This is a genomic window from Streptomyces sp. NPDC029956, from assembly GCF_055574655.1.
Map to the genome: position 1 here is coordinate 1 of NZ_JBVHZJ010000046.1, position 20,268 is coordinate 20,268.

Annotated in this window: 25 protein-coding genes and 1 tRNA gene; 12 read left to right on the forward strand and 14 right to left on the reverse strand. The window is 71.0% G+C overall.

Annotated elements, in window-relative coordinates:
- From ACZ4XX_RS29270 to ACZ4XX_RS29290, 5 genes are all read right to left on the reverse strand, one after another.
- The coding region (locus tag ACZ4XX_RS29270) for a hypothetical protein (RefSeq protein ID WP_468510865.1) at positions 1-1,550 on the reverse strand (1,550 nt) is incomplete at its 3' end.
- 77 nt (positions 1,551-1,627) lie between these two features.
- A tRNA-OTHER gene (locus ACZ4XX_RS29275) sits at positions 1,628-1,708 on the reverse strand.
- 227 nt (positions 1,709-1,935) lie between these two features.
- Complete coding sequence (locus ACZ4XX_RS29280; RefSeq protein ID WP_468510866.1) at positions 1,936-2,406, reverse strand: DUF5958 family protein; 471 nt, start codon at positions 2,404-2,406, stop codon at positions 1,936-1,938.
- A 48-nt stretch (positions 2,407-2,454) separates the two neighbouring features.
- Positions 2,455-2,826, reverse strand: coding sequence for a fic family toxin-antitoxin system, toxin component (locus tag ACZ4XX_RS29285; RefSeq protein WP_468510867.1), 372 nt, complete (start codon positions 2,824-2,826; stop codon positions 2,455-2,457).
- 13 nt (positions 2,827-2,839) lie between these two features.
- Entirely contained in the window at positions 2,840-3,061 is a 222-nt protein-coding gene (locus ACZ4XX_RS29290) for a hypothetical protein (protein WP_055602124.1), read from the reverse strand.
- 228 nt (positions 3,062-3,289) lie between these two features.
- Here ACZ4XX_RS29290 and ACZ4XX_RS29295 point away from each other — a divergent pair, with 228 nt between their 5' ends.
- Positions 3,290-3,628, forward strand: coding sequence for a thioredoxin family protein (locus ACZ4XX_RS29295; protein ID WP_468510868.1), 339 nt, complete (start codon positions 3,290-3,292; stop codon positions 3,626-3,628).
- Between the two features lie 339 nt (positions 3,629-3,967).
- A complete protein-coding gene (locus tag ACZ4XX_RS29300) occupies positions 3,968-4,537 on the forward strand; it encodes a HutD/Ves family protein (RefSeq protein ID WP_468510869.1) in 570 nt (189 codons plus the stop codon).
- Between the two features lie 189 nt (positions 4,538-4,726).
- On the opposite strand, the gene ACZ4XX_RS29305 is transcribed toward ACZ4XX_RS29300, so the two are convergent.
- Positions 4,727-5,098, reverse strand: a complete 372-nt coding sequence (locus ACZ4XX_RS29305; RefSeq protein ID WP_468510870.1) for a DUF7677 family protein — start codon at positions 5,096-5,098, stop codon at positions 4,727-4,729.
- Positions 5,099-5,387: 289 nt separating this feature from the next.
- Between ACZ4XX_RS29305 and ACZ4XX_RS29310 the strand changes: the two genes are divergently transcribed.
- On the forward strand, positions 5,388-5,768 hold the full coding sequence (locus ACZ4XX_RS29310) for an FKBP-type peptidyl-prolyl cis-trans isomerase (RefSeq protein ID WP_468510871.1): 381 nt from the start codon (positions 5,388-5,390) through the stop codon (positions 5,766-5,768).
- Between the two features lie 234 nt (positions 5,769-6,002).
- Positions 6,003-6,338 (forward strand): hypothetical protein, encoded by a 336-nt coding sequence (locus ACZ4XX_RS29315; RefSeq protein ID WP_468510872.1) that lies wholly within the window; start codon positions 6,003-6,005, stop codon positions 6,336-6,338.
- A gap of 278 nt (positions 6,339-6,616) precedes the next feature.
- On the opposite strand, the gene ACZ4XX_RS29320 is transcribed toward ACZ4XX_RS29315, so the two are convergent.
- Together ACZ4XX_RS29320 and ACZ4XX_RS29325 are read right to left on the reverse strand one after the other, a co-directional pair.
- Positions 6,617-6,931 (reverse strand): hypothetical protein, encoded by a 315-nt coding sequence (locus ACZ4XX_RS29320; RefSeq protein WP_468510873.1) that lies wholly within the window; start codon positions 6,929-6,931, stop codon positions 6,617-6,619.
- A gap of 203 nt (positions 6,932-7,134) precedes the next feature.
- On the reverse strand, positions 7,135-7,617 hold the full coding sequence (locus ACZ4XX_RS29325) for a DedA family protein (protein ID WP_468510874.1): 483 nt from the start codon (positions 7,615-7,617) through the stop codon (positions 7,135-7,137).
- Positions 7,618-8,374: 757 nt separating this feature from the next.
- Between ACZ4XX_RS29325 and ACZ4XX_RS29330 the strand changes: the two genes are divergently transcribed.
- Complete coding sequence (locus tag ACZ4XX_RS29330) at positions 8,375-9,034, forward strand: NAD-dependent epimerase/dehydratase family protein (protein WP_468510927.1); 660 nt, start codon at positions 8,375-8,377, stop codon at positions 9,032-9,034.
- 94 nt (positions 9,035-9,128) lie between these two features.
- Here the strand turns inward: ACZ4XX_RS29330 and ACZ4XX_RS29335 are convergent, their stop codons facing one another.
- On the reverse strand, positions 9,129-9,716 hold the full coding sequence (locus ACZ4XX_RS29335; protein ID WP_468510875.1) for an Imm21 family immunity protein: 588 nt from the start codon (positions 9,714-9,716) through the stop codon (positions 9,129-9,131).
- A gap of 410 nt (positions 9,717-10,126) precedes the next feature.
- Between ACZ4XX_RS29335 and ACZ4XX_RS29340 the strand changes: the two genes are divergently transcribed.
- Positions 10,127-10,732 carry a hypothetical protein gene (locus ACZ4XX_RS29340; RefSeq protein ID WP_468510876.1) on the forward strand — a complete coding sequence of 202 codons (606 nt, stop codon included), beginning with the start codon at positions 10,127-10,129 and terminating at the stop codon, positions 10,730-10,732.
- A 119-nt stretch (positions 10,733-10,851) separates the two neighbouring features.
- Here ACZ4XX_RS29340 and ACZ4XX_RS29345 read toward each other — a convergent pair whose 3' ends face one another.
- Positions 10,852-11,253: a MerR family transcriptional regulator gene (locus tag ACZ4XX_RS29345; RefSeq protein WP_468510877.1), complete on the reverse strand. Its 402-nt coding sequence runs from the start codon at positions 11,251-11,253 to the stop codon at positions 10,852-10,854.
- A gap of 66 nt (positions 11,254-11,319) precedes the next feature.
- On the opposite strand from ACZ4XX_RS29345, the gene ACZ4XX_RS29350 reads away from it, so the two are divergent.
- On the forward strand, positions 11,320-12,465 hold the full coding sequence (locus ACZ4XX_RS29350; protein WP_468510878.1) for an alkene reductase: 1,146 nt from the start codon (positions 11,320-11,322) through the stop codon (positions 12,463-12,465).
- 45 nt (positions 12,466-12,510) lie between these two features.
- Here the strand turns inward: ACZ4XX_RS29350 and ACZ4XX_RS29355 are convergent, their stop codons facing one another.
- The gene (locus tag ACZ4XX_RS29355) at positions 12,511-12,741 is read right to left on the reverse strand and encodes a hypothetical protein (protein ID WP_468510879.1); all 231 of its coding nucleotides are present in this window, start codon (positions 12,739-12,741) and stop codon (positions 12,511-12,513) included.
- A 182-nt stretch (positions 12,742-12,923) separates the two neighbouring features.
- Here ACZ4XX_RS29355 and ACZ4XX_RS29360 point away from each other — a divergent pair, with 182 nt between their 5' ends.
- On the forward strand, positions 12,924-13,334 hold the full coding sequence (locus ACZ4XX_RS29360) for a RidA family protein (RefSeq protein ID WP_468510880.1): 411 nt from the start codon (positions 12,924-12,926) through the stop codon (positions 13,332-13,334).
- A gap of 91 nt (positions 13,335-13,425) precedes the next feature.
- Here the strand turns inward: ACZ4XX_RS29360 and ACZ4XX_RS29365 are convergent, their stop codons facing one another.
- Together ACZ4XX_RS29365 and ACZ4XX_RS29370 are read right to left on the reverse strand one after the other, a co-directional pair.
- The gene (locus ACZ4XX_RS29365) at positions 13,426-13,863 is read right to left on the reverse strand and encodes an SRPBCC family protein (protein WP_468510881.1); all 438 of its coding nucleotides are present in this window, start codon (positions 13,861-13,863) and stop codon (positions 13,426-13,428) included.
- A 125-nt stretch (positions 13,864-13,988) separates the two neighbouring features.
- Positions 13,989-15,005, reverse strand: a complete 1,017-nt coding sequence (locus ACZ4XX_RS29370) for an aldo/keto reductase (RefSeq protein WP_468510882.1) — start codon at positions 15,003-15,005, stop codon at positions 13,989-13,991.
- Positions 15,006-15,143: 138 nt separating this feature from the next.
- Between ACZ4XX_RS29370 and ACZ4XX_RS29375 the strand changes: the two genes are divergently transcribed.
- The 3 genes from ACZ4XX_RS29375 to ACZ4XX_RS29385 all read left to right on the forward strand — a co-directional run bounded on the left by ACZ4XX_RS29375 (position 15,144) and on the right by ACZ4XX_RS29385 (position 18,603).
- Positions 15,144-16,046 carry a LysR substrate-binding domain-containing protein gene (locus ACZ4XX_RS29375; RefSeq protein WP_468510883.1) on the forward strand — a complete coding sequence of 301 codons (903 nt, stop codon included), beginning with the start codon at positions 15,144-15,146 and terminating at the stop codon, positions 16,044-16,046.
- 269 nt (positions 16,047-16,315) lie between these two features.
- Positions 16,316-18,001: a serine/threonine-protein kinase gene (locus ACZ4XX_RS29380; RefSeq protein ID WP_468510884.1), complete on the forward strand. Its 1,686-nt coding sequence runs from the start codon at positions 16,316-16,318 to the stop codon at positions 17,999-18,001.
- Positions 17,998-18,603, forward strand: a complete 606-nt coding sequence (locus tag ACZ4XX_RS29385) for a hypothetical protein (RefSeq protein WP_468510885.1) — start codon at positions 17,998-18,000, stop codon at positions 18,601-18,603. The genes ACZ4XX_RS29380 and ACZ4XX_RS29385 overlap by 4 nt, the downstream gene beginning before the upstream one ends.
- Positions 18,604-18,693: 90 nt before the next feature.
- On the opposite strand, the gene ACZ4XX_RS29390 is transcribed toward ACZ4XX_RS29385, so the two are convergent.
- On the reverse strand, positions 18,694-19,416 hold the full coding sequence (locus ACZ4XX_RS29390) for a dienelactone hydrolase family protein (protein WP_468510886.1): 723 nt from the start codon (positions 19,414-19,416) through the stop codon (positions 18,694-18,696).
- Between the two features lie 387 nt (positions 19,417-19,803).
- On the opposite strand from ACZ4XX_RS29390, the gene ACZ4XX_RS29395 reads away from it, so the two are divergent.
- Positions 19,804-20,247: a DUF6325 family protein gene (locus tag ACZ4XX_RS29395; protein ID WP_468510887.1), complete on the forward strand. Its 444-nt coding sequence runs from the start codon at positions 19,804-19,806 to the stop codon at positions 20,245-20,247.
- Positions 20,248-20,268 lie beyond the last annotated feature (21 nt).

Sequence of the window (20,268 nt, forward strand, 5' to 3'; positions counted from 1 at the left end):
TGGGGTGTTGCCTTTGTTGGTCTGTTCTCGTTGCGTTTTTTTTTTTTGGTCTGTTTCGTCCTCTCCCGGGGGGGGGGGGGGGGGGGGGACCCCCCCCCCCCCCCCCCCCCCACGGTCGCCCGGCCTGGAGGATCCGGCCGGCCGGCAGTTTCCACTGTCGCAGCGCGGGCGAGCAGTCGTTCCATCGTCTCCACCGGCAGTGCGGGATGCGCTGCTGCGGCGTGGACGACCCTGGGGTCGGAGTTGGCCAGCAGGCCTTCGATGACGTCCGGCGGCGAGGCCGGGTGCACCGCGATCCGGCGGAGCGTCCTGCTCGCGGATCCGGTGTCGATGGCCATCCGGCGGAGCAGCTGGGCGGGGCAGCCGGGGTTCTGAGCGAGGGCGCTGTACACGGGTGGTCCGTGGCGGTCGGCCATGTCGGTGAGTTGTCGGTCGGTGAGCCCTGGGTTCGGTGCGATCGTGCGGGCGACGCCGATGTCCCGGTCTGCGGCGAGGCGGTCGGCGAGCGTCGCGGGAAGGTCCGGGCGGGCGGCGGCGAGGGCGCGCATCTGGGCCACGCGGCTCGTGGCCAGTGCCTGGAGTTCGGCTTCGGTCGCGGTCAGAATCCGCGGCAGCGGCCCGGCAGGGAGCCGTCGGCGGCCCGCGAGCGCGGTGAGGTGGGAGAGCGGTACCGACGCGTTCTCCGCGGCAGCCCGGCGGACGCCGGGATCGGGGTCCTCTGCAAGCTGGAGGATCAGCTGTTCACCGATGCCGGGGTTGCGGGCGAGGGTCGCCCGTACGAGGGGCGCTGGATGGGTGGCCAGGCGGGCGTGGAAGGCGGCCGGAAGGTCGGTCCGCTCCGCGATCTCAGCCGGTGTCCAGTGCTCCTCGGCATCGAGGAATTCCTCGAGCCCGGCGGTCGGCACGGCCGGGCTGGCGGCGGCGGCCAGCCGTATCCTGCGGATGCCCGGGGAATGGTCGGAGCAGCGTTCGGCGCGACGGTGGCATGCTCCACAGCGCGTGGGTGCCGGGCTGACGCCGTCGGCCAGGAGCGCGGCGAGCAGTGCGGGCGGGGTGTGGTCGTTGAGCGCGAGGCGCTCCCGTACCACGACGTGGGGATGGTGGGCGAGTTCCACTGCGAGGTCGTACGGCAGTTCGGACGACTCGGCCGCTGCCTCGGCGACGTACGGGTCGGGGTCCCGGGCAAGGGCGGCGAGGACGTCGCGTGGCAGGCCGGTGGCGGAGGAGGCCAGCCTGCCCCGGACTTCGGGGTCGTGGTGCACGGCCAGTTCTCGCACCACCTCGGCCGGTGCGATCCCGGCCTGGGCTGCGGCCAGCAGGAAGGAGGAGTCGTGCCGCGGCACCTCGGTCCAGGGGATCTTGCTGCGCGCGATCAGGGACTCGACATCGACGTCGTCGTGGGCCAGCAGGATGCGCACCTGGCGCTCGGACACGTCATCGCGATACGTCAGAGCGAGACGGACGTCTTCGTCGCCGGTCGTCGCCAGCAGTTCGAACAGTCGCTCCGGGAGGGCCGGGTTGGCCGCGATCCCCTCCATGACGTCCTGCACCGGATCTCCCCCGCACGCATCTGAATCCTCCGTCGCCCTCGTAGCCCGGGTGCGACGCCGAGCCCGACCGGGGAAGCAGTCCTCGCCGGGATTCGAACCCGGGTTTCCGGCTCCGGCGAACCGGCGACCGGTGTCCTCGGCCGCTGGACGACGAAGACCGCGTCGGCAGCGTACGAGCTGGAGCAGGTGCACCGCACCGCGATTTCGATGTCAGCACCCGGTGGGCGGACATCCCGCGGAACCGCCCGGCCGGCGCGGCCTCGGCTCCTGCTGCCTGCAGGAGCATTCGACGACGGCGTGCACGGCTTCGGATCGAGCAGCTGAGCCGTGGGACGCAGTCTGCGCGAGCCGGTTCACGTCTGCTCCGGGAGCCGTGTGCGGGCGATCAGCCCGCGTCGGACAGGCTGTGCCACCAGTGACCGCATCCGTCGGAACAGAACCGCTCACGGCGCCGTGCGTCGGCGATCGCGAGTACGGAGATCAGGAGGCGGAACGCCTTGTGGCGTTCGTCGAGGGGCCTGAGGCCGGCGATCTTCCCGAGCTGTTCATCGATCCGGCCTCGGGTGATGAGCACCGCAGGCGTGTGTGTCGGGCGCAGGCCGGCACGGTCGACGCTCTCGGGTCCGTCTTCGGCGACTGCGCGGGCCTGGATGCAGTGATGCACCAGGAATCGCAGAGTCTGGGCCTGCTCCTCCGGGGCGAGGTCACCGAACCATGCGATGCCTTGGGACATCGGGCGCAGCTCCTGCGCGAGTTCGTTGAGGATGACGTCGCGTTCGTTCACGACCGGCTCCCGCGGGACCGGCGGCGCTTCGCGAGCTGCCGGCTGCGCGTCGAGAACGATGTCCACGGCCACGCGCGTTCCCGGAGTCGCCCTGCCCAGGGTCTGGAAGAAGCCATTGGGTCAGCGAACCCATTCCTTGAGGATGTCGGCAACCTGCCGGACGTCGACCCGGCCCTCGGCCACCCGCTCGACGAGGTCGATCGCCTCTTCGGCCGTCACGTCGACCGGGTACCCGCAGGCGTGGAGGTAGGCAGCCGCGACGACCACGCCGTACAGCTCGTTGGAGTGCTCCAGGGTGGGGACGCGGACGAGCTGTTCCAACAGTGCGGCCGCCCGGTGGTGCGGGCGCTCGTAGACCGGGACGTCCATGACGCGGAAGGCGTGACGGGCGCGGGCGGCTTCGAGGGCGCCCCAGTCGGAGATCTCCGGGTCGCCGGGGATCTCCTGCTGGGCGATGTCGAGCAGCCAGGAGAGATCGACGGTGAGAATCATGCGCAGGCCGGGCTCAGGCCGCGTCGGCGCCGGCGGGGCGACCGAAGTGCTTCGCGAAGGCCTGGCCGTGCTGGGTGACGAAGGACCGGGCGCCTTCGACGAACCGCGCGCGGGTCAGATCGGCGTCCAGGACCCGGCCCGCGTAGTCCTCGGCGGGCACGTGCTTCTCGGCTGCGACACGCTCCAGCGCCTCGTACGCCTCGTCGCTGATCTCGATCCTGATTTCCCGCGCCATGGGTACCACGGTAGCGGCCGCAGGCCCGCAGCGGCAGGGGAAGCCTCGCAACCGTCCGAGAACCCGGAGGCAGTGGCCCCGGCCGAGCCTCCGTCGGGCCCGGAGCCCGGAGCTCCGGGCTCCGGGCTCCAGGCTCCGGGCTCCGGGCTCCGGGCTCCGGGCTCCGGGCTCCGGGCTCCGCGGGGGATGATGGGGGCGGAAAGACGGAACACGAGATCAGGAGCTTCGATGGCGAAGCGGGTTCACCAGCCCCGTGAGGACGCGGAGTTCGACTTCATCCTCAAGATGAGCGCAGGCCCGGTCCTCGCGTACTTCACCGGGACATGGCCCAAGGCCATCGAGCCCTGCCGGGCGATGGACCTCGTCGTCGGGGGCATCGCCGACGACTACGCGGGCCGCCTCACGGCCGTCCGGGCCGACATCACACGCTGTCCGCTGGCGACCGAGCGGTACGGGATCACCGGAGCCGCCTCCTACGTCCTGCTGAAGGACTGTGAACCGGTGGCGCACGGTATGGGGCCTTCGACCACCGCCGAGCTGCGGGAGCTCCTCGACAGCCACCTCTGACACCCGGCACCCGACACCCGGCCCGACACGGTTGACCCGGCTCGCCGACCTCGGCCGCGAAGCAGCGCTTGTCTCCCAGAAGCCCACTCAGGTCAGGAGCATCGCAGTTCCCCTCATCGCTCACCGCCCCTTTACCACGCCTTGGAGCCCCGCCTCGGAGCCCCAGCTCGCGCGCCGGGCAGGCGAGCTGGGGCCGCGTACACTGCGTTGGCGTGCCCCGACGCCGACGGCTGACCCACGTGGACACGTCGTCACTCTCCGCCGAAGGCCCCGCCGCTGGGCCGTGTCGCCGCTCAGGGGTTTCCGTACTCGTACCGCACGCAGCCCAGGAGCCCGCCCATGCACCACTTCGATGTCGAGACGCTGACGCCGGGCCGGTGGCGCAACGGCGGCGGCGCGACCAGGGAGATCGCCTCCCGACCCGTGGGCGCCGAGGATTTCGGATGGCGCGCGAGCGTCGCCGACATCGACCGGGACGGGCCGTTCTCGGCGTTCGCCGGGGTCGACCGGACACTCACCCTCCTTGCGGGCGACGGTGTCCTGCTGACGTCTCCCGGTGTGTTCGAGCGGCTTCCTGCACGGCCGGGCGAGCCGGTTGTGTTCTCCGGTGACCTCGCGCTCTCCGCCGAACTCACCGGAGACGGCTGCCGGGTGCTGAACATCATGGTGCGGCGCGCGCACTGGACGGCTCGGGTGGAGCGGGTTGCCGGGGAGGTCGTGCCACCGTCCGGGCGCGCCGGGGTGTTCTACGTCCTGCGCGGCCGGTGGCAGACGGGCGAGAACGGGCATGCCCTGGCGCCCGGCCAGGGCGTGTGGTGGGACGAAGACGACAGCGCGCCGGCGAAGGGGATCGCACCGCTTTCGCCCGACGCCGTGGCTTTGTGGGCGGATCTCACCCCGATGGGGTGACAGGATGCCGGCCCGTCAGTCGTTCGGCGCCGTCGTCGATGACCTCCACGCCGGAGGTCCGCGCTTGCACCCTGCCAGACGTACCGGGTCCGCACGGTGGGCGGCCGACGGCGCCTCCGACCGGATGATGCTCGTGGGCCAGGCGGACGCGGGCCCGAGGTCCGACGACATCTACATCTGCCGGCCTGTTCAGGGGCCGTGGAGTTCGGTCTCCCAAGCCTGGAACGGAGGATCGGCCTGGTAGCTCTGGTCACAGTGGGCGCGGATCCACTGCGCGGCACGGTACTGAGCGTCCCCTTCGTTCAGTACCGTGCCGTTCGCGTCGACCTGAAGCACATTGCAGTAGATCGCGAAGACCTGCTCCAGCGGTGAGCCGAACTGAAAGAGAGCCGGACGGTAGTCGATGCCGTCGAGCAGATCGACGTCGACGGTGCCATTCGCCAAGTAGAAGGCGAAGAACCGAAGTGAAGCGCGCACGTCGACAGGTAGATGTCCCATCGACACATCATGCACGGTGTTCACGCTGGACCTGACGTGATTCTTGCCCGGGTGGCCGTTCACGGCAGGCGTCTACTCCGGCGACGACCGCGGCCGAGGCCGAGGCCCAGGTGCGCTGGTTTCCGAGGGTGAGTCCGCACCGGCTCAGGCCGAGTTCGAACTGGCCCCGGCCCCGGCGCTTGACCGTGACAGGCCTTCAGGAATGGGCTGATCGGCTCAGCGCGGTGCGCGGTGGGAATCGCCGTACTCCAGGGATTCGGCATCCTCGGTAACGTGGCCATCCACCGCATGGAGCGACCATGCACCCGGCCGGTCCGCACCCGGGCCTCCGGCGGAGAGTAGCGAGGCCGCAATGAGTGAACTGACGAAGCCCGAGATCGACCGTCCCGCAGGTGAGCCTCCCGCCGAGCTGACCATCCGGGACCTCATCATCGGGGACGGGGCCGAGGCGAAGCCCGGCAACGTCGTCCAGGTTCACTACGTCGGAGTCACCTTCGAGTCCGGAAAAGAGTTCGACGCCTCCTGGGACCATGGCCGGCCCTTCAAGTTCGCCGTGGGCGGCGGCAAAGTCATCAAGGGCTGGGATCGAGGGATCAGGGGAATGAAGGCCGGCGGACGACGCGAGATCGTCATTCCTCCGCGCCTCGCCTACGGCAAGCAGTCGCCCTCACCGCTCATCCCGGCCGGCTCCACGCTCGTCTTCGTCGTCGACCTCCTCACCGTCACAGCTTGAGACAAGCATCTCCTGCCGCCCATCCCCTCCCCGGACCCGATGCCGGACAGCAGCCGCTCGGCGCCGCCAGGCATGGGAGCGGTCAAGCTGCCGGTGGAGGCGGAGCTGAACGGTGAAGCTGGATTCCACGAGTGCGGGCGCCGCCCTGCTGCTGCCGTCCAGCAGTCGACCACGGTCAACGCATCACGGACAAAAGGCCGGGAGCGAACGTGCCGCATGTGGCACGCTTGCCGGATGGCAGAGAGCGACGCGGAACGCGCGGTGGAAGGCTGGATCTGGAACGAGAACGTCCAGCCGTTCCTGACTCTCCTGGCGCGTTTCGCCGGGTACGACTTCGACGACACTGATTGGCAGGCGGTCGAACTCGGCCTTGAGACCACCGATGATGAACGCCCGGATCGCTGGTACAGCTATCCGCTCCTCGGTTCAGACCAGCGACTCGACGTGCGCCTTGCGCAGGCCACGGGTGGCGATGAGGTCTCTGTGCGCGTGGCGGGAACTCTCGACCCTGAGCTCCTGCTGAGGGCGGACACTCTGATCGCGGCCTTCGCCACCAGGGTCGTGGCGTGAGGCGAGCACGCGCCACAGCCGTCACGGCCGGGTGGGAATCCGGGTCCGGAGGAGACGGTCCGGCACCGTCCGCAGTCTGAGCAGCCGCGTCCCGCCCACCGCATGCGGCGGCTCAACCACACGACCGGACGCCGCCCGCTCGGTCGATCACAATCGACCGCAGCCAGCCTCTCGCCTCACTTGGTCGCCGATTGAACGGTACGAGGGTGTGGGGCGCCCGAGGGCATGACCGGGCCCCGTCGACCGTCAGGTCGGCGGAGGCCCGGTGAACGTGAAGCTCAGCAGGTGGTCAACTGATCGGCCCTCACGTCGAACTCGACGCAGCCTTCACGTGACTCGACTCCCCATGGAGTGACGGAGATCCTGACCGCGTTCGTGGTGCCCGAACTGCCGACGCCGTCGAGGACGTCGCAGAGGATTCGTACCTCGACGGGATAGCTGGAGTCGGGGTGCAGATCCTCGCCGCCGAAGCGCGACCACTTGTCGATGAAGGTCCACTGCCTGTGGTGGGCGTCTGTGAAACGGACCTCGACGACGCCGGGCTGGGGTTCGTCATCGACCCATCGGACAGCTTCACACCGCAGAAAGACCATGGGCACACTCTGCCACCTGGGCCCCGCAGCCGGCACCGGGTTCAGGCCGCCGGCAGCGGGGGCCCGAACGGGAACCCCCTCGGCTCCGGTGGGGTCCCGTTCCGGGGCGCGCCCTCGTCCCTCGTCCTACAGATCCCGTCCGAGAAGAGCCGAGCCCGCGTGTGCATCGTTCCCGTCGAGGCATTTGCCCTCATGGACAGGGGTCACGACTCCTCGGCCTCGGAGTCGGCGGAGACCGGGACCGCTCTTCTTCTGCGGTACACCACGACCCCGCACACCGCGAGGAGGAGCGCTGCCACGGCGGACACCCCGAGAGCCGTCTGCTCGGCGAAGAGCCTTCCCAGCACTTCGAGCGCCCCGAGCCCCGCGGTCGCGTAGATCACCGCCCAGGCCGCTCCGCCCACGAACAGGGCGGGGAGGTAGCGAGACAACGGCATGCGCATGCTGCCCGCAAGAAAGTTGGCTGCGGTCTGGAAGCCGACGGTCAGGAACGAGACGGCAACCACCGGCGCGCCCCACCGCTGGATCGCCCGCTCTGCGCGCACGAACTTCGCCGAAGAGATCCGCCCCGCGAACCTGCTGCGCCGGGCACCGGCGCCGGCGAGCCACCCGACGGCGAACGTCCCTCCGGCGCGAAGCAGGACGATGACATAGAGGGCACCGGCCGTGAGCGCGATCTTATCCACGGCGCCTCGTCCCGGGCGCCGGGACGAGCCCCGCGCCCCACGTCACTCGCGCGGGGCGTCCCGCTTCGCCGGACGCACGAAGTGCACGAGCTCGCTCGCTGTCTCTCACCTGCGTCCTGCCTCTGCCCGTTCCGTCTTCTGGGTCCCGCCTGAGGCGCCGGAACCCGAGCCCGCGCGCCCGGATCTGCATGTCAGGCAAGGTCACCCTAACCTAAGGCCCAGGTGGCGGATACGGTGCCACCGGGCCACCCGAGGAACGACAGGCGCTGTCGCGGTCACCGACTCCGGCCAGACCCTCCACAGCGTAGGCCGCTGCGGGCGCGTCAAGGGCCTCGCCCTGGACTATCGCCGCCGCCCTCGCCGGTTCCCCAGGGGTGTGCCTGCGCTTGCTCGACCTGCATGGCCATGGGTGCCACCGCGTGAACGCTCCAGCTCGGCGAGGTAGACGTGGCGTAGGCGTGTCGCAGAGCGGCCTCGGCGAAGCCCGCCGACAGAGCAGGAGCAGACGCCAGGCACACGTCGCCGCAGCTCCCCCGTCGCCGCCGACAAGCTCCTGTACGCGCTCCGGCAACCGTGCCATGATCCACCCGCGGAGGTGCCGCCGTGTGCCGCGAAACCTTCGGCGATCCGGCGTGGCCGCTCGGCCGACCGACCGCGATGCCGTCTACTCGTCGTGGCCCTGCGCGGCTGCCGTGGCGCCCGCGGTCGCTGCCGCACGTCTCCGTACCAGTCATCCAAGAGAGGCCACGCGTTGAAGGTGATCCTGTTCGGGGCGTCCGGCATGGTCGGCCAAGGTGTGCTGCGCGCCTGCCTGGAGGACCCCGCAGTGACCGAGGTCCTCGCCGTCGGCCGCCGGCCGCTGGGTCGCACCGCACCCAAGCTCCGCGAGGTGCTCCACTCCGACTTCACCGACCTCACCCCGGTCGCGGACGACCTGGCCGGGGCCGACGCGTGTTTCTACTGCCTGGGCGTCTCCGCGGCCGGGCGCGACGCCGCCGAGTACGAGACCGTCACCTACACCTACACGCTGGCAGCCGCCCAGGTGGTCGCCGCCGGCAACCCCGGTCTGACGTTCGTCTACGTCTCCGGAGAAGGCACCGACAGCACCGAACAGGGCCGCTCGGCCTGGGCCCGCGTGAAGGGCCGCACCGAGAACGCCCTCCTGGCGATGGACATGCACGCCTACGCCTTCCGGCCGGGATGGATCCAGCCCGTCCACGGCGAGACATCGAGCACGCGCTGGTACCGGGTGATGTACCGCCTCACCTCATGGCTCTACCCGGTGGTCCGCCGCGTGGCCCCGCGCTACGTGACCAGCACCGAGCAGGTGGGCCGCGCGATGCTCGCCGCCACCCGCCTCCACGGCGCCGAGCCCCACGTCCTCCGGACCCCCGAGATCAACCGGCTCGCTGCCTGAACCATCCGGGCGAGGGCGTACGCCGTGCGATGCTCGGCATCGCCCATCCGCATGCGCGCCACGACTGACCGCACGCGACCGGAACACGGTCCGTTCAGGATTCGGTGGGCAGGAGCTGGACCAGGCCGACCCCGTTCTCCTCGCCCACATCGGTCTGCGTGGCGCGGACCCTCCAGCGGCCGGCGGGCAGCGGGACCGATGCCACGGCGGGCATCCCGCCGTTGGGATACTCGATGCCCACGTCAGAACCGGCTTCGGCAGAGTCCATGAGCACCGCCGGACCGTCCGAGACCCAGGTGCCGCACTCCTCCCACTGTGTGGCCGGGTCTGCGAGGACAGCGTCTGCCGCGGCGCGCAGTCCCGCCTCGGTTTCAGCGGCGAGCCACCGCAGGAACGCTCGGTGCTGGGGCAGATAACAGCTGGTCGCCGGCTCGTCCCCCAGTACGAGTGCCTGCGCACCGTTCTCGTCGATGGGGATCGCACCGGCCAGATCGTCCACCGCGCAGGCCCGGTCGTAGTCGTCCGGAGCGGTGGCGTCTCCCGCCGTAAGACCGCTGCTCTCGGTGCACCCGCCCCAGGAGGCCAGGGCGGAGACGGGAACGACGATCAGAGGGCCGCCCATCGACTCCACCCATACAGGGGAGGGGGAGGCATCGTCTGCGGCGGATGAAGAGGTGATCATGCAGTCAGTGTGCCCCGCCCGCTGACAACGCCCACGCGCTCATCGGAACCCGGCGCGGAGAGAGACTGCTCGACCGTTCCCCGGTGCCGAGCGGCGTCGCGGGGGGCCTCGGACGTCACCGCGGGGTTGCCCCGTACGACGGTACGCACGGCCTCGGGGTCACGTCCGTCGGCCACCGCGATCTGTCCGGTCCAGTACCCGCGGAGGTCGGGCGGCGCCGGGGCGGTCGTCCCTTCTCGCGGTCCTCCGTGTGGGCCTGCCTCCCCGAGGACGCGTCGGCGCGCCTCGTGTGTCGCACGTTTGCCCGTGAGGCGCAGTGGAAGAGTTGAATCCGACGACCGGCCGGCCGCGTCGCGGCGGTCCGGGCGGCCGGACCTCCTCGACGCCACGACTCGAACGGGAGTCATCTGTTGCGCTTCTACGCCCAGACACCCACACGTCGGAACCTCCAGGTGCTCGCGGACCTGATCGCCGTGGCCCTGATCGCCGTCGCGGTGTGGGCGGCCCTCGTCGTCCGCGAGACGATCATGCTGCTGGCTGAACCGGGTCGCCGGGTGGAGAGTTCCGGTGACCGCCTCTCCGAGGAGCTCGGCAAGGCGGGAGAAGCGGCGTCGGACGTGCCCTTCATCGGTGGCGTCCTCCAGAAGCCCCTCCAGGCCGCGGCCGACGCCGGCTCCGGATTCTCCGACGCGGGAGTGTCGCTCCAGGAGACCGTCAGCCAGGTCGCCAACGTGGTCACGACGGCCCTCATCGTCCTTCCGGTGTTCTTCGTCCTGCTGCTGTGGCTCCCGCCGCGCCTCCTCTGGATCCGGCGCAGCAGCACCCTGCGCCGTCTCGCCGAGGCTCCCGGAGGCGCCGATCTGCTCGCCCTGCGCGCCCTCACCGGTCCGCCGGGCGCACTCGCCAGACTGACGGCACCGCCGGGCGGCTGGGCCGACGCCTGGCGTCATGGGGACCGGGGGGCGATCGCCGACCTCAGCGCGGTCACGCTCAAGCACGTGGGGCTACGACCGTGAGCAGCAGCCGCGGGACTTCGGGGCGGGTGCCCCTGCCGGTGACGGTGGCGGTGGCGGTGGCGGTGGCGGTGGCGGTGGCGGTGACCGTCACGAGATCGACCGTGGTGACGGTGAGCGCTTCACACGGCGGCGGTCGATGCCTCAGCGGGGAGGGCCGGCAGGACAGACGAGGACGCGGTCGAGATGACCTCGTCGAGGACGTCGCGTGAGCGGATCAGGTCCGCGATCGTGCGGTCGATGCGTGCGCGTTCCGCGAGGAGCTCCTCGACCAGCCTCGGTGTCGCGATCTCGCTCGGCGCGCCGTCCGCGTCCCGCATGCAGGGCAGCAGCCGCGCGATCTTCTTACTGCTGAGCCCCGCGGCGTACAGCGCCTGGATGCGGATGACCCGGTCGACCGCCCATTCGCCGAAGTCGCGCTGCCCTCCGGACGTTCGCTCGGACGACAGGAGACCCTGCGCCTCGTAGTACCGCAGCGACCTGTCGCTCACCCCGCTGCGCCGAGCGAGCTCACCGATCCGCATTCCCCACCCCTGTCGGCCGTTCTCCGCCTTGCACGTGACACCGGTGTCAACTTTTACCGTACGGGCATGACGAACGCACCGGTGGCATCCCGCCTCTTCGACTCCGCCCTCCTCGGCCCGCTGGAGCTTCCCAACCGCCTGGTCATGGCGCCGATGACCCGTAACCGCGCCACGGCCGACGGCGTCCCGCTGCCCCTCATGGCCACCTACTACGCCCAGCGTGCCTCGGCCGGCCTGATCATCGCCGAGGCCTCCACGCCGAACGCCGTCGGCCAGACCTACCCGAACATCACCGCGATCCACGACGACGCCCACGTGGCCGGATGGCGGCAGGTCACCGACGCGGTGCACGCCGCCGGTGGGCGGATGTTCCTTCAGCTGCAGCACGGCGGCCGGGTCGGGCATCCCGACACCAGCGGACTCACGCCCGTCGCTCCCTCGGCGATCCCTCTGCCCGAGGCGATCCACACGGCGAGCGGGCTCCGTACCGCCGTCACCCCGCGGGAGATGACCGACGAGGAGATCCGCGCCACCTTCGTCGACTTCGCCGCTGCGGCCCGTAAGGCCGTCGACGCCGGCTTCGCCGGTGTCGAGGTGCACGCCGCCAACGGCTACCTGCTGCACCAGTTCCTCGCCAAGGGCACCAACCACCGCACCGACGCGTACGGCGGCTCGGTCGCCCACCGCATCCGCTTCACCGTCGAAGTGGTCCGGGCGGTCGCCGACGCGATCGGCCCCGACCGGGTGGGCGTGCGCCTCGCACCGGGCCTGTCCGTCAACGGCATCGAGGAAGGCGACACCGAGGACATCTACCCCGCTCTCGTCGCCGCCCTCAACGACGTCGGTCCCGCATATCTGCACATCGTGTTCGCCGACCCGGACCAGCCGCTCTTCCACGACATCCGCAAGGCCTGGCGGGGCACCCTGGTCGCCAACCCCGTACTCGGCTGGGGCCGCCCCCTCCCCGCCGACGGCGGCCGGCACGCCGCCGAACGCCTCCTCGCCGCCGGAGCCGATCTCATCTCCCTTGGCCGCCCCTTCCTCGCCAACCCCGACCTCGTCGAACGACTGCGGACCGGCGCCCCCGTCAACCCCGTCCGCGAGGAAGGCCTGATGTACACGGGCGGCGAGAACGGCTACACCGACTACCCCACCCTTCCGCGCATCACGGCGACCGTCGCCTCGCCGCGTGCGCACGCGGATCGCCGGTAGGTCGCGCTCCCCGTTCCTCTCGGCAAGGAACTCACCGATTCCGGGTCAGGCGACGACCTCCCGGCGCCCGGATGCCTTCCGGGTCTTCACTCCCCCGACCACGAGTGCCAGCCCCACCCCGACGATGCCGAGGTAGGCGACGGACGGAAGGTCGACGACCTTGTGCAGCCAGCCCCACTCCGTACCGAAGAGGGTCCGCGAAGCGAAGCTGACAAGCCCCTGGGCTCCTGCGACGTAGCCGATGCTTTCGACGGTGTATCCGATGGTTGTTCGCACGGATCAACCCTCTCGCGGCCGTGCCGCAAGATCGTCCTCCGCAGGGCCGAGAACGCCGTAGGCCAAAGGATGCAGCACGGGGCTGAGTCGGTTGCGTGGGCTGCGGAAAAGGAGAGGCGGCGGCGACGGGTCGTTGGCAGGATGTCCGCGCTCTGCACCCACTGGGAAAGGAACCGCCGACCGTGGCTCGTGCCATCACTCTGATCCGCTCCGCCGCACTCTCCGACGTCGCCGAGTACGCGTACGCCGCCACCGCACCCGCCGAGTCCCGCCTGATCTTCCTGGCCGGGGCGTGTCCGCTGAACGACGACGGCTCGACGGCGGCGGTCGGGGACTACGCGGGCCAGGCGTCGAAGGCCGTTGAGAACATGCGGGTCGCTCTCGCCGCCGCCGGCGCGTCGCTCCAGGACGTCATCAGCACACGGGTCCTCGTCGCATCGTCCCGGCAGGCGGATCTGGTAGCCGCCTGGCAGGTCGTCCGGAACGCGTTCGGTGACCACGACGTACCGAGCACCTTGATGGGTGTCACCGTGCTCGGTTACGACGACCAGCTCGTCGAGATCGAGGCCGTCGCCGCCGTACTGGATCAGTAGGACCCGTTGTTCTGCCATCAGTAGGACCCGTTGTCCCGCGATCAGTGGGACCCGTTGTCCTGCCGTCGCTGCGGTCATGGGCCGCCGGCCGTCACGAGGTGTGCCGGGCGCCTCGTGAGGTGACCGTCCCGTGCAGCGCGGCCAGGCCGTCCCGGTAGATGCCGTGGAAGAGGGCGACGGCCTCGTCGTCGCCGACGCCGTCCGGTGTGAAGGTGCCGGTCCACTCCACGCGGGCCGTCGCCTGGTCCGGTCCGGCGTGGACGCTGAGCGTGGAGAGGTATCCGGTGACGGGGAACGGGGCCTGGAGGATGGAGTAGCTGTAGCTGCGGGCCTTGTCGTCGAAGGCCTCGAGTCGTTCGACGATCACGCCTCCGTCCTCGTTGCTGAGGGTGCGGACGCGGCCTCCCTCCTCCAGACGGCTGGTGGGGATGTAGGGCAGCCATTCCGGGAGCGAGTCGAAGCCGCCGATGAGCTGCCAGACGCTGTCCGGGGACGCGGGGATGTCGATGGTCGCGGTCGTGGTGGCCACGGGGTCTCCTTGGGTTCGGTGGGGGGCGAAGATCAGAAGATCTCGGCGGATGCCCGGGGGTATCCGGGGGACCTGGGATACCGGGGGATATCCGGGACAGGCCTGTCGGGCGGTGGGGAGGAAGGTCAGGCGGTGGGTGCCGGCGCGGGGGCGTCACCCGCGATGAGACCTTCGGCGCGGAGTTCGGTCCAGAACGCGGAGGGGATGGTCTCCTTCAGCGCGGCGACGTCCTCCGCGATGCGGCTGGGCTTCGTGGCGCCCGGGATCGCGGCGACCGTCGCCGGGTGCGCGAGGGAGAACTGCAGGGCGGCGGCCTTGATGCCGACGCCGTGGCGACCGGCGACGGCCTTGATCTGCTCGACCTTGTCGATGACGGCCGCGGGTGCCTTCTGGTACTCGAAGTGGGTGCCCCCGGCGAGGATCCCCGAGCTGTAGGGGCCGCCGACGACGATGTCGACTCCCTGTTCCGCGGCGGCGGGGAGCAGGCGCTGCAGGGCGCGGTCGTGGTCGAGGAGCGTGTAGCGGCCGGCGAGGAGGAACGCGTCGGGCTTCGGCTCGTCGAGGTCGAGGGTGAGTTCCAGAGGCTCTACGCGGTTGACTCCGAGGCCCCAGGCCTTGATGACGCCCTCGTCGCGGAGCTGCTGGAGGACGCGGAAGGCGCCGGTGCGGGCGGTCTCGTACGCGGCCAGCCACGCGTCCCCGTAGAAGTCCTGCGCGACGTCGTGCACCCACACGATGTCGAGGCGGTCGGTCCTGAGTCGCTTCAGGCTGTCCTCGATGGAGCGCAGCGTGGCCTCGGCGCTGTAGTCGTTGACCATCTTGTGAGGGCGTCCGTGCTCGAAGAGGCCGCCCTTCTCGCCCAGGTCGCGGGCGGCCGGGTCCTCGACCTCGTCGAGGACGAGTCGGCCGACCTTGGTGCTGAGGACGAACTCGTCGCGGGGGTGCTGGGCGAGGACCTCGCCCAGGCGGATCTCCGAGAGGCCCGCGCCGTAGAAGGGGGCGGTGTCGAAGTAGCGGATGCCCTGGGTCCAAGCGGCTTCGACGGTGGCCGCGGCCTCGTCGTCGGGGATGGCGCGGAACATGTTGCCGAGGGGGGCGGTGCCGAAGCCGAGGGCGCCGGGGAGGAGGGCTGCGATGGTCATGAAAGATCCTTTTGACTTGGAATGCGAAAGATCGTCGGTGATCGACTGATCCGTCGGCCTTGTGCTTCCGAGGTTAGGATCCGTACATGAGACTGTCCAAGACTTACTCGGGCTCACTTCAGTCCTTCGAGGTCACACGTGCTTGACCTGCGACAACTCCGCTATTTCGTGGCCGTCGCCGAGACGGAACACGTCGGACGGGCAGCCGAACGGCTCCACATCTCCCAGTCGCCGCTCAGCCGGCAGATCGCCCAGCTCGAGAAGAACCTGGGCCTCGCCCTCTTCGAGCGCAGCCAGCAGCGCATCCGGCTGACCTCGGACGGCCACGTCTTCCTGACCGAGGCCCGCGCCCTGCTGCGGCACGCGGACCGGCTGGAGAACCTCGGCCGACGGCTCGGCCGGGGCGAGGAGGGCGGGCTGTGCATCGGATACGTCGCCGACGCCATGCACACGGGCGTGCTGCCGACGGCCCTGCGCACCCTGCGCGAGGAGCGCCCGGGCATCCACGTGGCCCTGTACGACCAGGAGTCCGCCGACCAGTTCGAGGGGCTGCGCCAGCGGAGCCTGGACATCGCGCTCGTCCGTACGCCCCCGCCCGAGGACGATCCCGACCTGGACGCCGCACCGCTGCTGCGGGACCCGCTGTTGCTCACGCTGCCCGAGGACCATCCCCTCGCGGATCGGGAGGAGGTGACGCCCAGGGATCTGGAGGGTCAGCCGTGGATCGCGGTGGGCGACTCCCACGCCCCGGGATGGCGTGACGCGTTCGTCGCCTCGTGCACCGCGTCCGGCTTCACGCCGGACATCCGCCTCGACGCCGCCGACGCCCTCACCGCGCTCGGCCTGGTCGCCTCCGGCCTCGGCCTCGCGCTCGTCCAGCAGAGCATGGTGCGCGGCTCGACCGACGGCATCGCCGTACGGGAACTCCCCTGGTACGACGGATCGGTGCTGCTGTGGGCGGCATGGCACCGGGTCGATCTCCGGCCGGTGGTGGCATCCTTCCGCGCCACGGTCCTGGCGGGGAAGGCGCAGCCCGAGTGAGCCGGGGTTCCTGGCGGGAAGCGGCCGTCGGGGCTGCCGCGCCTGCAGGTGCCCCGGGCGACGCAGGTGGTGGCCCCTAGGTTCTGTCGTCACACTCCCGCCTGTCCCGCTCCTCGGGCGACGACGGGAGCGTGGCGACAGGACCGAGCTCCCTCCGTAGGCCCGGTTCGGCAGCGGGTCCGATTGCCCTCTTCCCCGGGGAACCGGCCGTGGCCAGAATCTGTCCATGTGAGGGGAAACGGTCGGCCATGGCGTCGAGGGGGATGAGCATGGGCGCTTGGGTGGTGCCGGGGTACGCCGAGATCCGGGAGTTGGGTTCCGGTGCGAGCGGGCGCGTGGTGCTTGCCACGCACGACGGGACCGGTTTGCCGGTCGCCGTGAAGTATCTGAGTGAGCGGTTCCGTTCGGACGAGGCGTTCGTGCGGGGGTTCCGTTCCGAAGCCCGGCTGCTCGGGGCGCTGGACAGTCCGTATGTCGTCGGGCTCTACGAGTACGTCGAGGCGCCGCGGGGCGCCGCGATCGTGATGGAGCTCGTCGACGGCGTCGCACTGCGCGCCCTCATCGCGCGCGAGGGGTCGACAGGCCCCGAGGCCGCGCTCGTCGTGCTCAAGGGCTCGCTCCTTGGCCTCGCCGCCGCTCACCGTGCGGGCGTCGTGCACCGCGACTACAAGCCCGAGAACGTCCTGGTCGCCGCCGACGGGTCGTCCAAGCTCGTCGACTTCGGGATCGCGGCCGGCCGGGGCGCCACACCGGGGGTCGCCGGAACGCCCGCCTACATGGCGCCCGAGCAGTGGAACGGGGCTCCCGCCTCACCGGCGGCCGACGTCTACGCGGCGACCGCGACCTTCTTCGAGTGCCTGACCGGCCGCAAGCCGTTCTCCGGCGACAACTTCGCGGAACTCGCCCTGCACCACCTGGACACGCCGGTTCCCGACGGTCAGGCGCCGGAGCCCCTGCGCCCGTTGATCCGGCGAGGTCTGGCCAAGGCGCCGCACGAACGGCCGGAGAACGCGGCCGCGTTCGTGACCGAGCTGGAAGCGGTCGCCCGGGCCGCCTACGGGCCGGACTGGGAAGAGCGCGGCCGGGGGCGACTGGCGGCCCTGGCCGCGCTGCTGCCCCTGCTGTTCCCTTCCTCAGGTGGCGCATCGGAGGGCACGACCGCGCTCGCCACCACGACCTTGCCGGCCCCGCCGCCGCGCCCCCGGTGGCGTCTGCCCCGCGGGGTTCCGGCGGGTGCGGCCGCACTCGTCCTGGCACTGCTGCTCGCCCTCGCCGCGCGGGCCGGCGGCGAGAAGACGAACGACGACAAGGCCGCCGAGGCCTTCGCGACGACGAGCACCGGGCCGGGTACGTCCGCGCCCGGGCCCGGCACCACTCCGCCGTCGCCGTCGGCCTCACCGTCGTCGACGGGCCCTGAACTCTCCCCGTCGGCAACCACGCCGGCGCCCTCCACGTCCGGGAGCACCGGGCCGAGCACCACCTCCGCCGGGCCTCCCACCGACGTCACGACGACGGCGCCGACCGTGACCTCTCCCCCGACGCCCACGTCCGGCTCGACATCGGCCACCGCGACCACGTCCCCGCCCACCCCGACCGTCACCTCCACGACCACGACGCCCGCTCCGACTCCCGTCGCCGTGACGGCGGTCTCCGTCACGAGCCTGCGCCAGACGGGGCCGACCACTGCCGCGGGCACCGTCGAGGTCACGACGGACGGAACGGGGCCGGTGACGATCCAGATCGAGTGGTTCACCGGGGACGAGAAGGGAGTGCCGGGCGCGCCCGACGGCTCCGAGACCTACCAGCGCGAGGGAGCCACCCGGTACACCCTCACGCTCGCCCACGACGTCCGGGGCGCCGGATGCTACTGGGGGCTGCGCGCCACCACGTACCCCGCCGCCTCGAACGGCGGTTCCCTGCAGCAGATCTTCATCCGGCGGTGCACGATCTCATGAACGACGACGACTACAGCGCCACCGAACTCGGCAGCCACTGGTTCGAGCGACCGACGCCGGAGGCGACACCCGACCGGGTGGAAGGCGAAGTGCTGCGGTTCGGGCCCGGCGTGACGGCAGCGGCCCTCCGGCGGGCGGAGAACACTCCCACGGTGGTCGAGATCTGGCACGGCACGCTCCCCGGCGTCCCCGCGCCCCGCCGTGCCCGATCCCGATGGCCGTGGCGCTACGCGTTCGCCGCCGTCGTACTCGTCGCCGTCCTGCTCTTCCTCGCCTGGCGGCAGTACGGGCCCGGCGTCGCGGTCCGGGACGTCACCGTCAGCGCGCCGGGGACCGGGCTGGGCTGCGACGGCACGGCCCGCGTGGTGGGCCTGGTGCGCACGGACGGGCGACCGGGCACTCTCACGTACCGCTGGGAACGCAGTGACGGTACCCGGTCCGGGGTTCTCACCGAGAAGGTGGCCCGCGGACAGAAGGAAGCGAGCCTCCGTCTCCTGTGGACCTTCCACGGGCCCGGAACGCACCAGGCCGTGGCGCGGCTCGTGATCACCTCCCCCGGCACCCACTCGTCGGCCGCGACGTTCACGTACGACTGCGGCTGACTCGGCCGAGGATCGCTTCGTCGCTGGCCGGGTCGGCCCGGCCGGCATCGGGGAAGGCCTCGGCCCCCCTCCATGCCGGCCGGCCCGGCGTCACTTCAGGTGTCGGTCCAGGAACCGGCACCCGTCCTCCAGCTCGAACCACGGGGTGCCCGTGTGCCCGCCGAGATTGGCGTGCAGCGTCTTCTCCTTGCTGCCGAAGGACTCGAAGAGGTCCAGGGCCCGTTCCCGGGGGTTTCCCTCGTCGTCCCACTGCAGCAGGAACAACAACGGAATGGTGACCTGCCGGGCCTCCTCGCGCTGGGCACGGGGCACGAACCCCCCGGCGAAGAAGCCGGCGGCCGCGATACGGGGCTCGGCCACCGCCAGCCGGATGCCGAGGGCGGTCCATCCCCCGGAGTACCCGACCCGGCCACCGATCTCGGGCAGCTCGAGCACCGCGTCCAGAGTGGTCTGCCAATCCGGGACCGCGTTCTCGACCAGAGGGCCGATGAGGGACTCGAAGATCTCGTCGACCGGCTCACCGGCCTGCATCGCCCGCCGGAGCTCGGCACGGACCTGCTCGTCGGCGTCGGAACGGGGACGGTCGCCGCATCCGGCGGCGTCGATGGTGGCCACCGCGTAGCCGCGCGACGCGGTGTACCTGGCCCGGGCCACCAGCCGGGGGTCCGCCTTGGGCAGGCCGTTGTTGTGGGACATGAGGACCAGCGGGGCCGGCGCGGAGCCAGGCGTCCACAGGGTGCCGGGGATCTCGCCGAGGGTGAATGCGCGCTCGAGGACGCCGTCGTCGAGGCGTTGTTCGGAGGTGAAGTGCACGGTCGTGCCTTTCGGGAGGGCTCTGGAACGGCGCTCCCGGACGACCTATCGCCCGACCGTGACCCCGGAGGGGAGCACCCATGTCGAAACTGCGTTCACGGGTACCACCTCCTCGTTCTCTCGCACGGCCTCCGCCAGGCTAGCAACGGTCGTCGTGGTCCGCCAACGGGTTTTCACGGAGGTTCCTGGGCCAGGTCCTGTCGTCAATCTCCCGTCGTCGCCCGAAGAGCGGCCTCGCGGCGTCAGGCAGGCGGGAATGTGACGACAGGACCTGGTGGCCGAGGCCGGTTCCCGTCGCGACGAGGTGCCTTCGTACCGACATGCGCGGGGACCCGCCCGGTGTTGCAATGGATCCACTGAGAGAGCCACGACACCAGGGGTTACGCCGTGAACGACGAAGCCGAAGAACTGGGACCGATCGACTATCTGATCGTGGAGTTCCCGGGCAACCGAATGACCGGCGAGGGCCTGCCCCTCCTGGTCGATCTCGTGGACCGTGGCCTCATCCGCATCCTCGACCTGACCTTTGTCAGGAAGGAGGAGGACGGATCGGTGAGCGGCCTGGAGATCGCCGACCTCACCGGAGACGGCGAGCTCGACCTGGCCGTCTTCGAGGGCGTGTCCTCGGGACTCATCGGTCAGGACGACCTCGAAGAGGCCGCGAGCGCGCTCCAGCCTGGCAGTTCCGCCGGCGTCCTGGTCTACGAGAACCGCTGGGCCGCGCCCTTCGCGGCGGCTCTGAACCGCGGCGGAGCCCAGGTGGTCGCCTCCGGACGCATCCCGGTACCGGCCCTCCTGGCCGCGCTCGACAGCACGGACGACGCTCGTTGAGCGCCGGCCGACGTCAGTAGA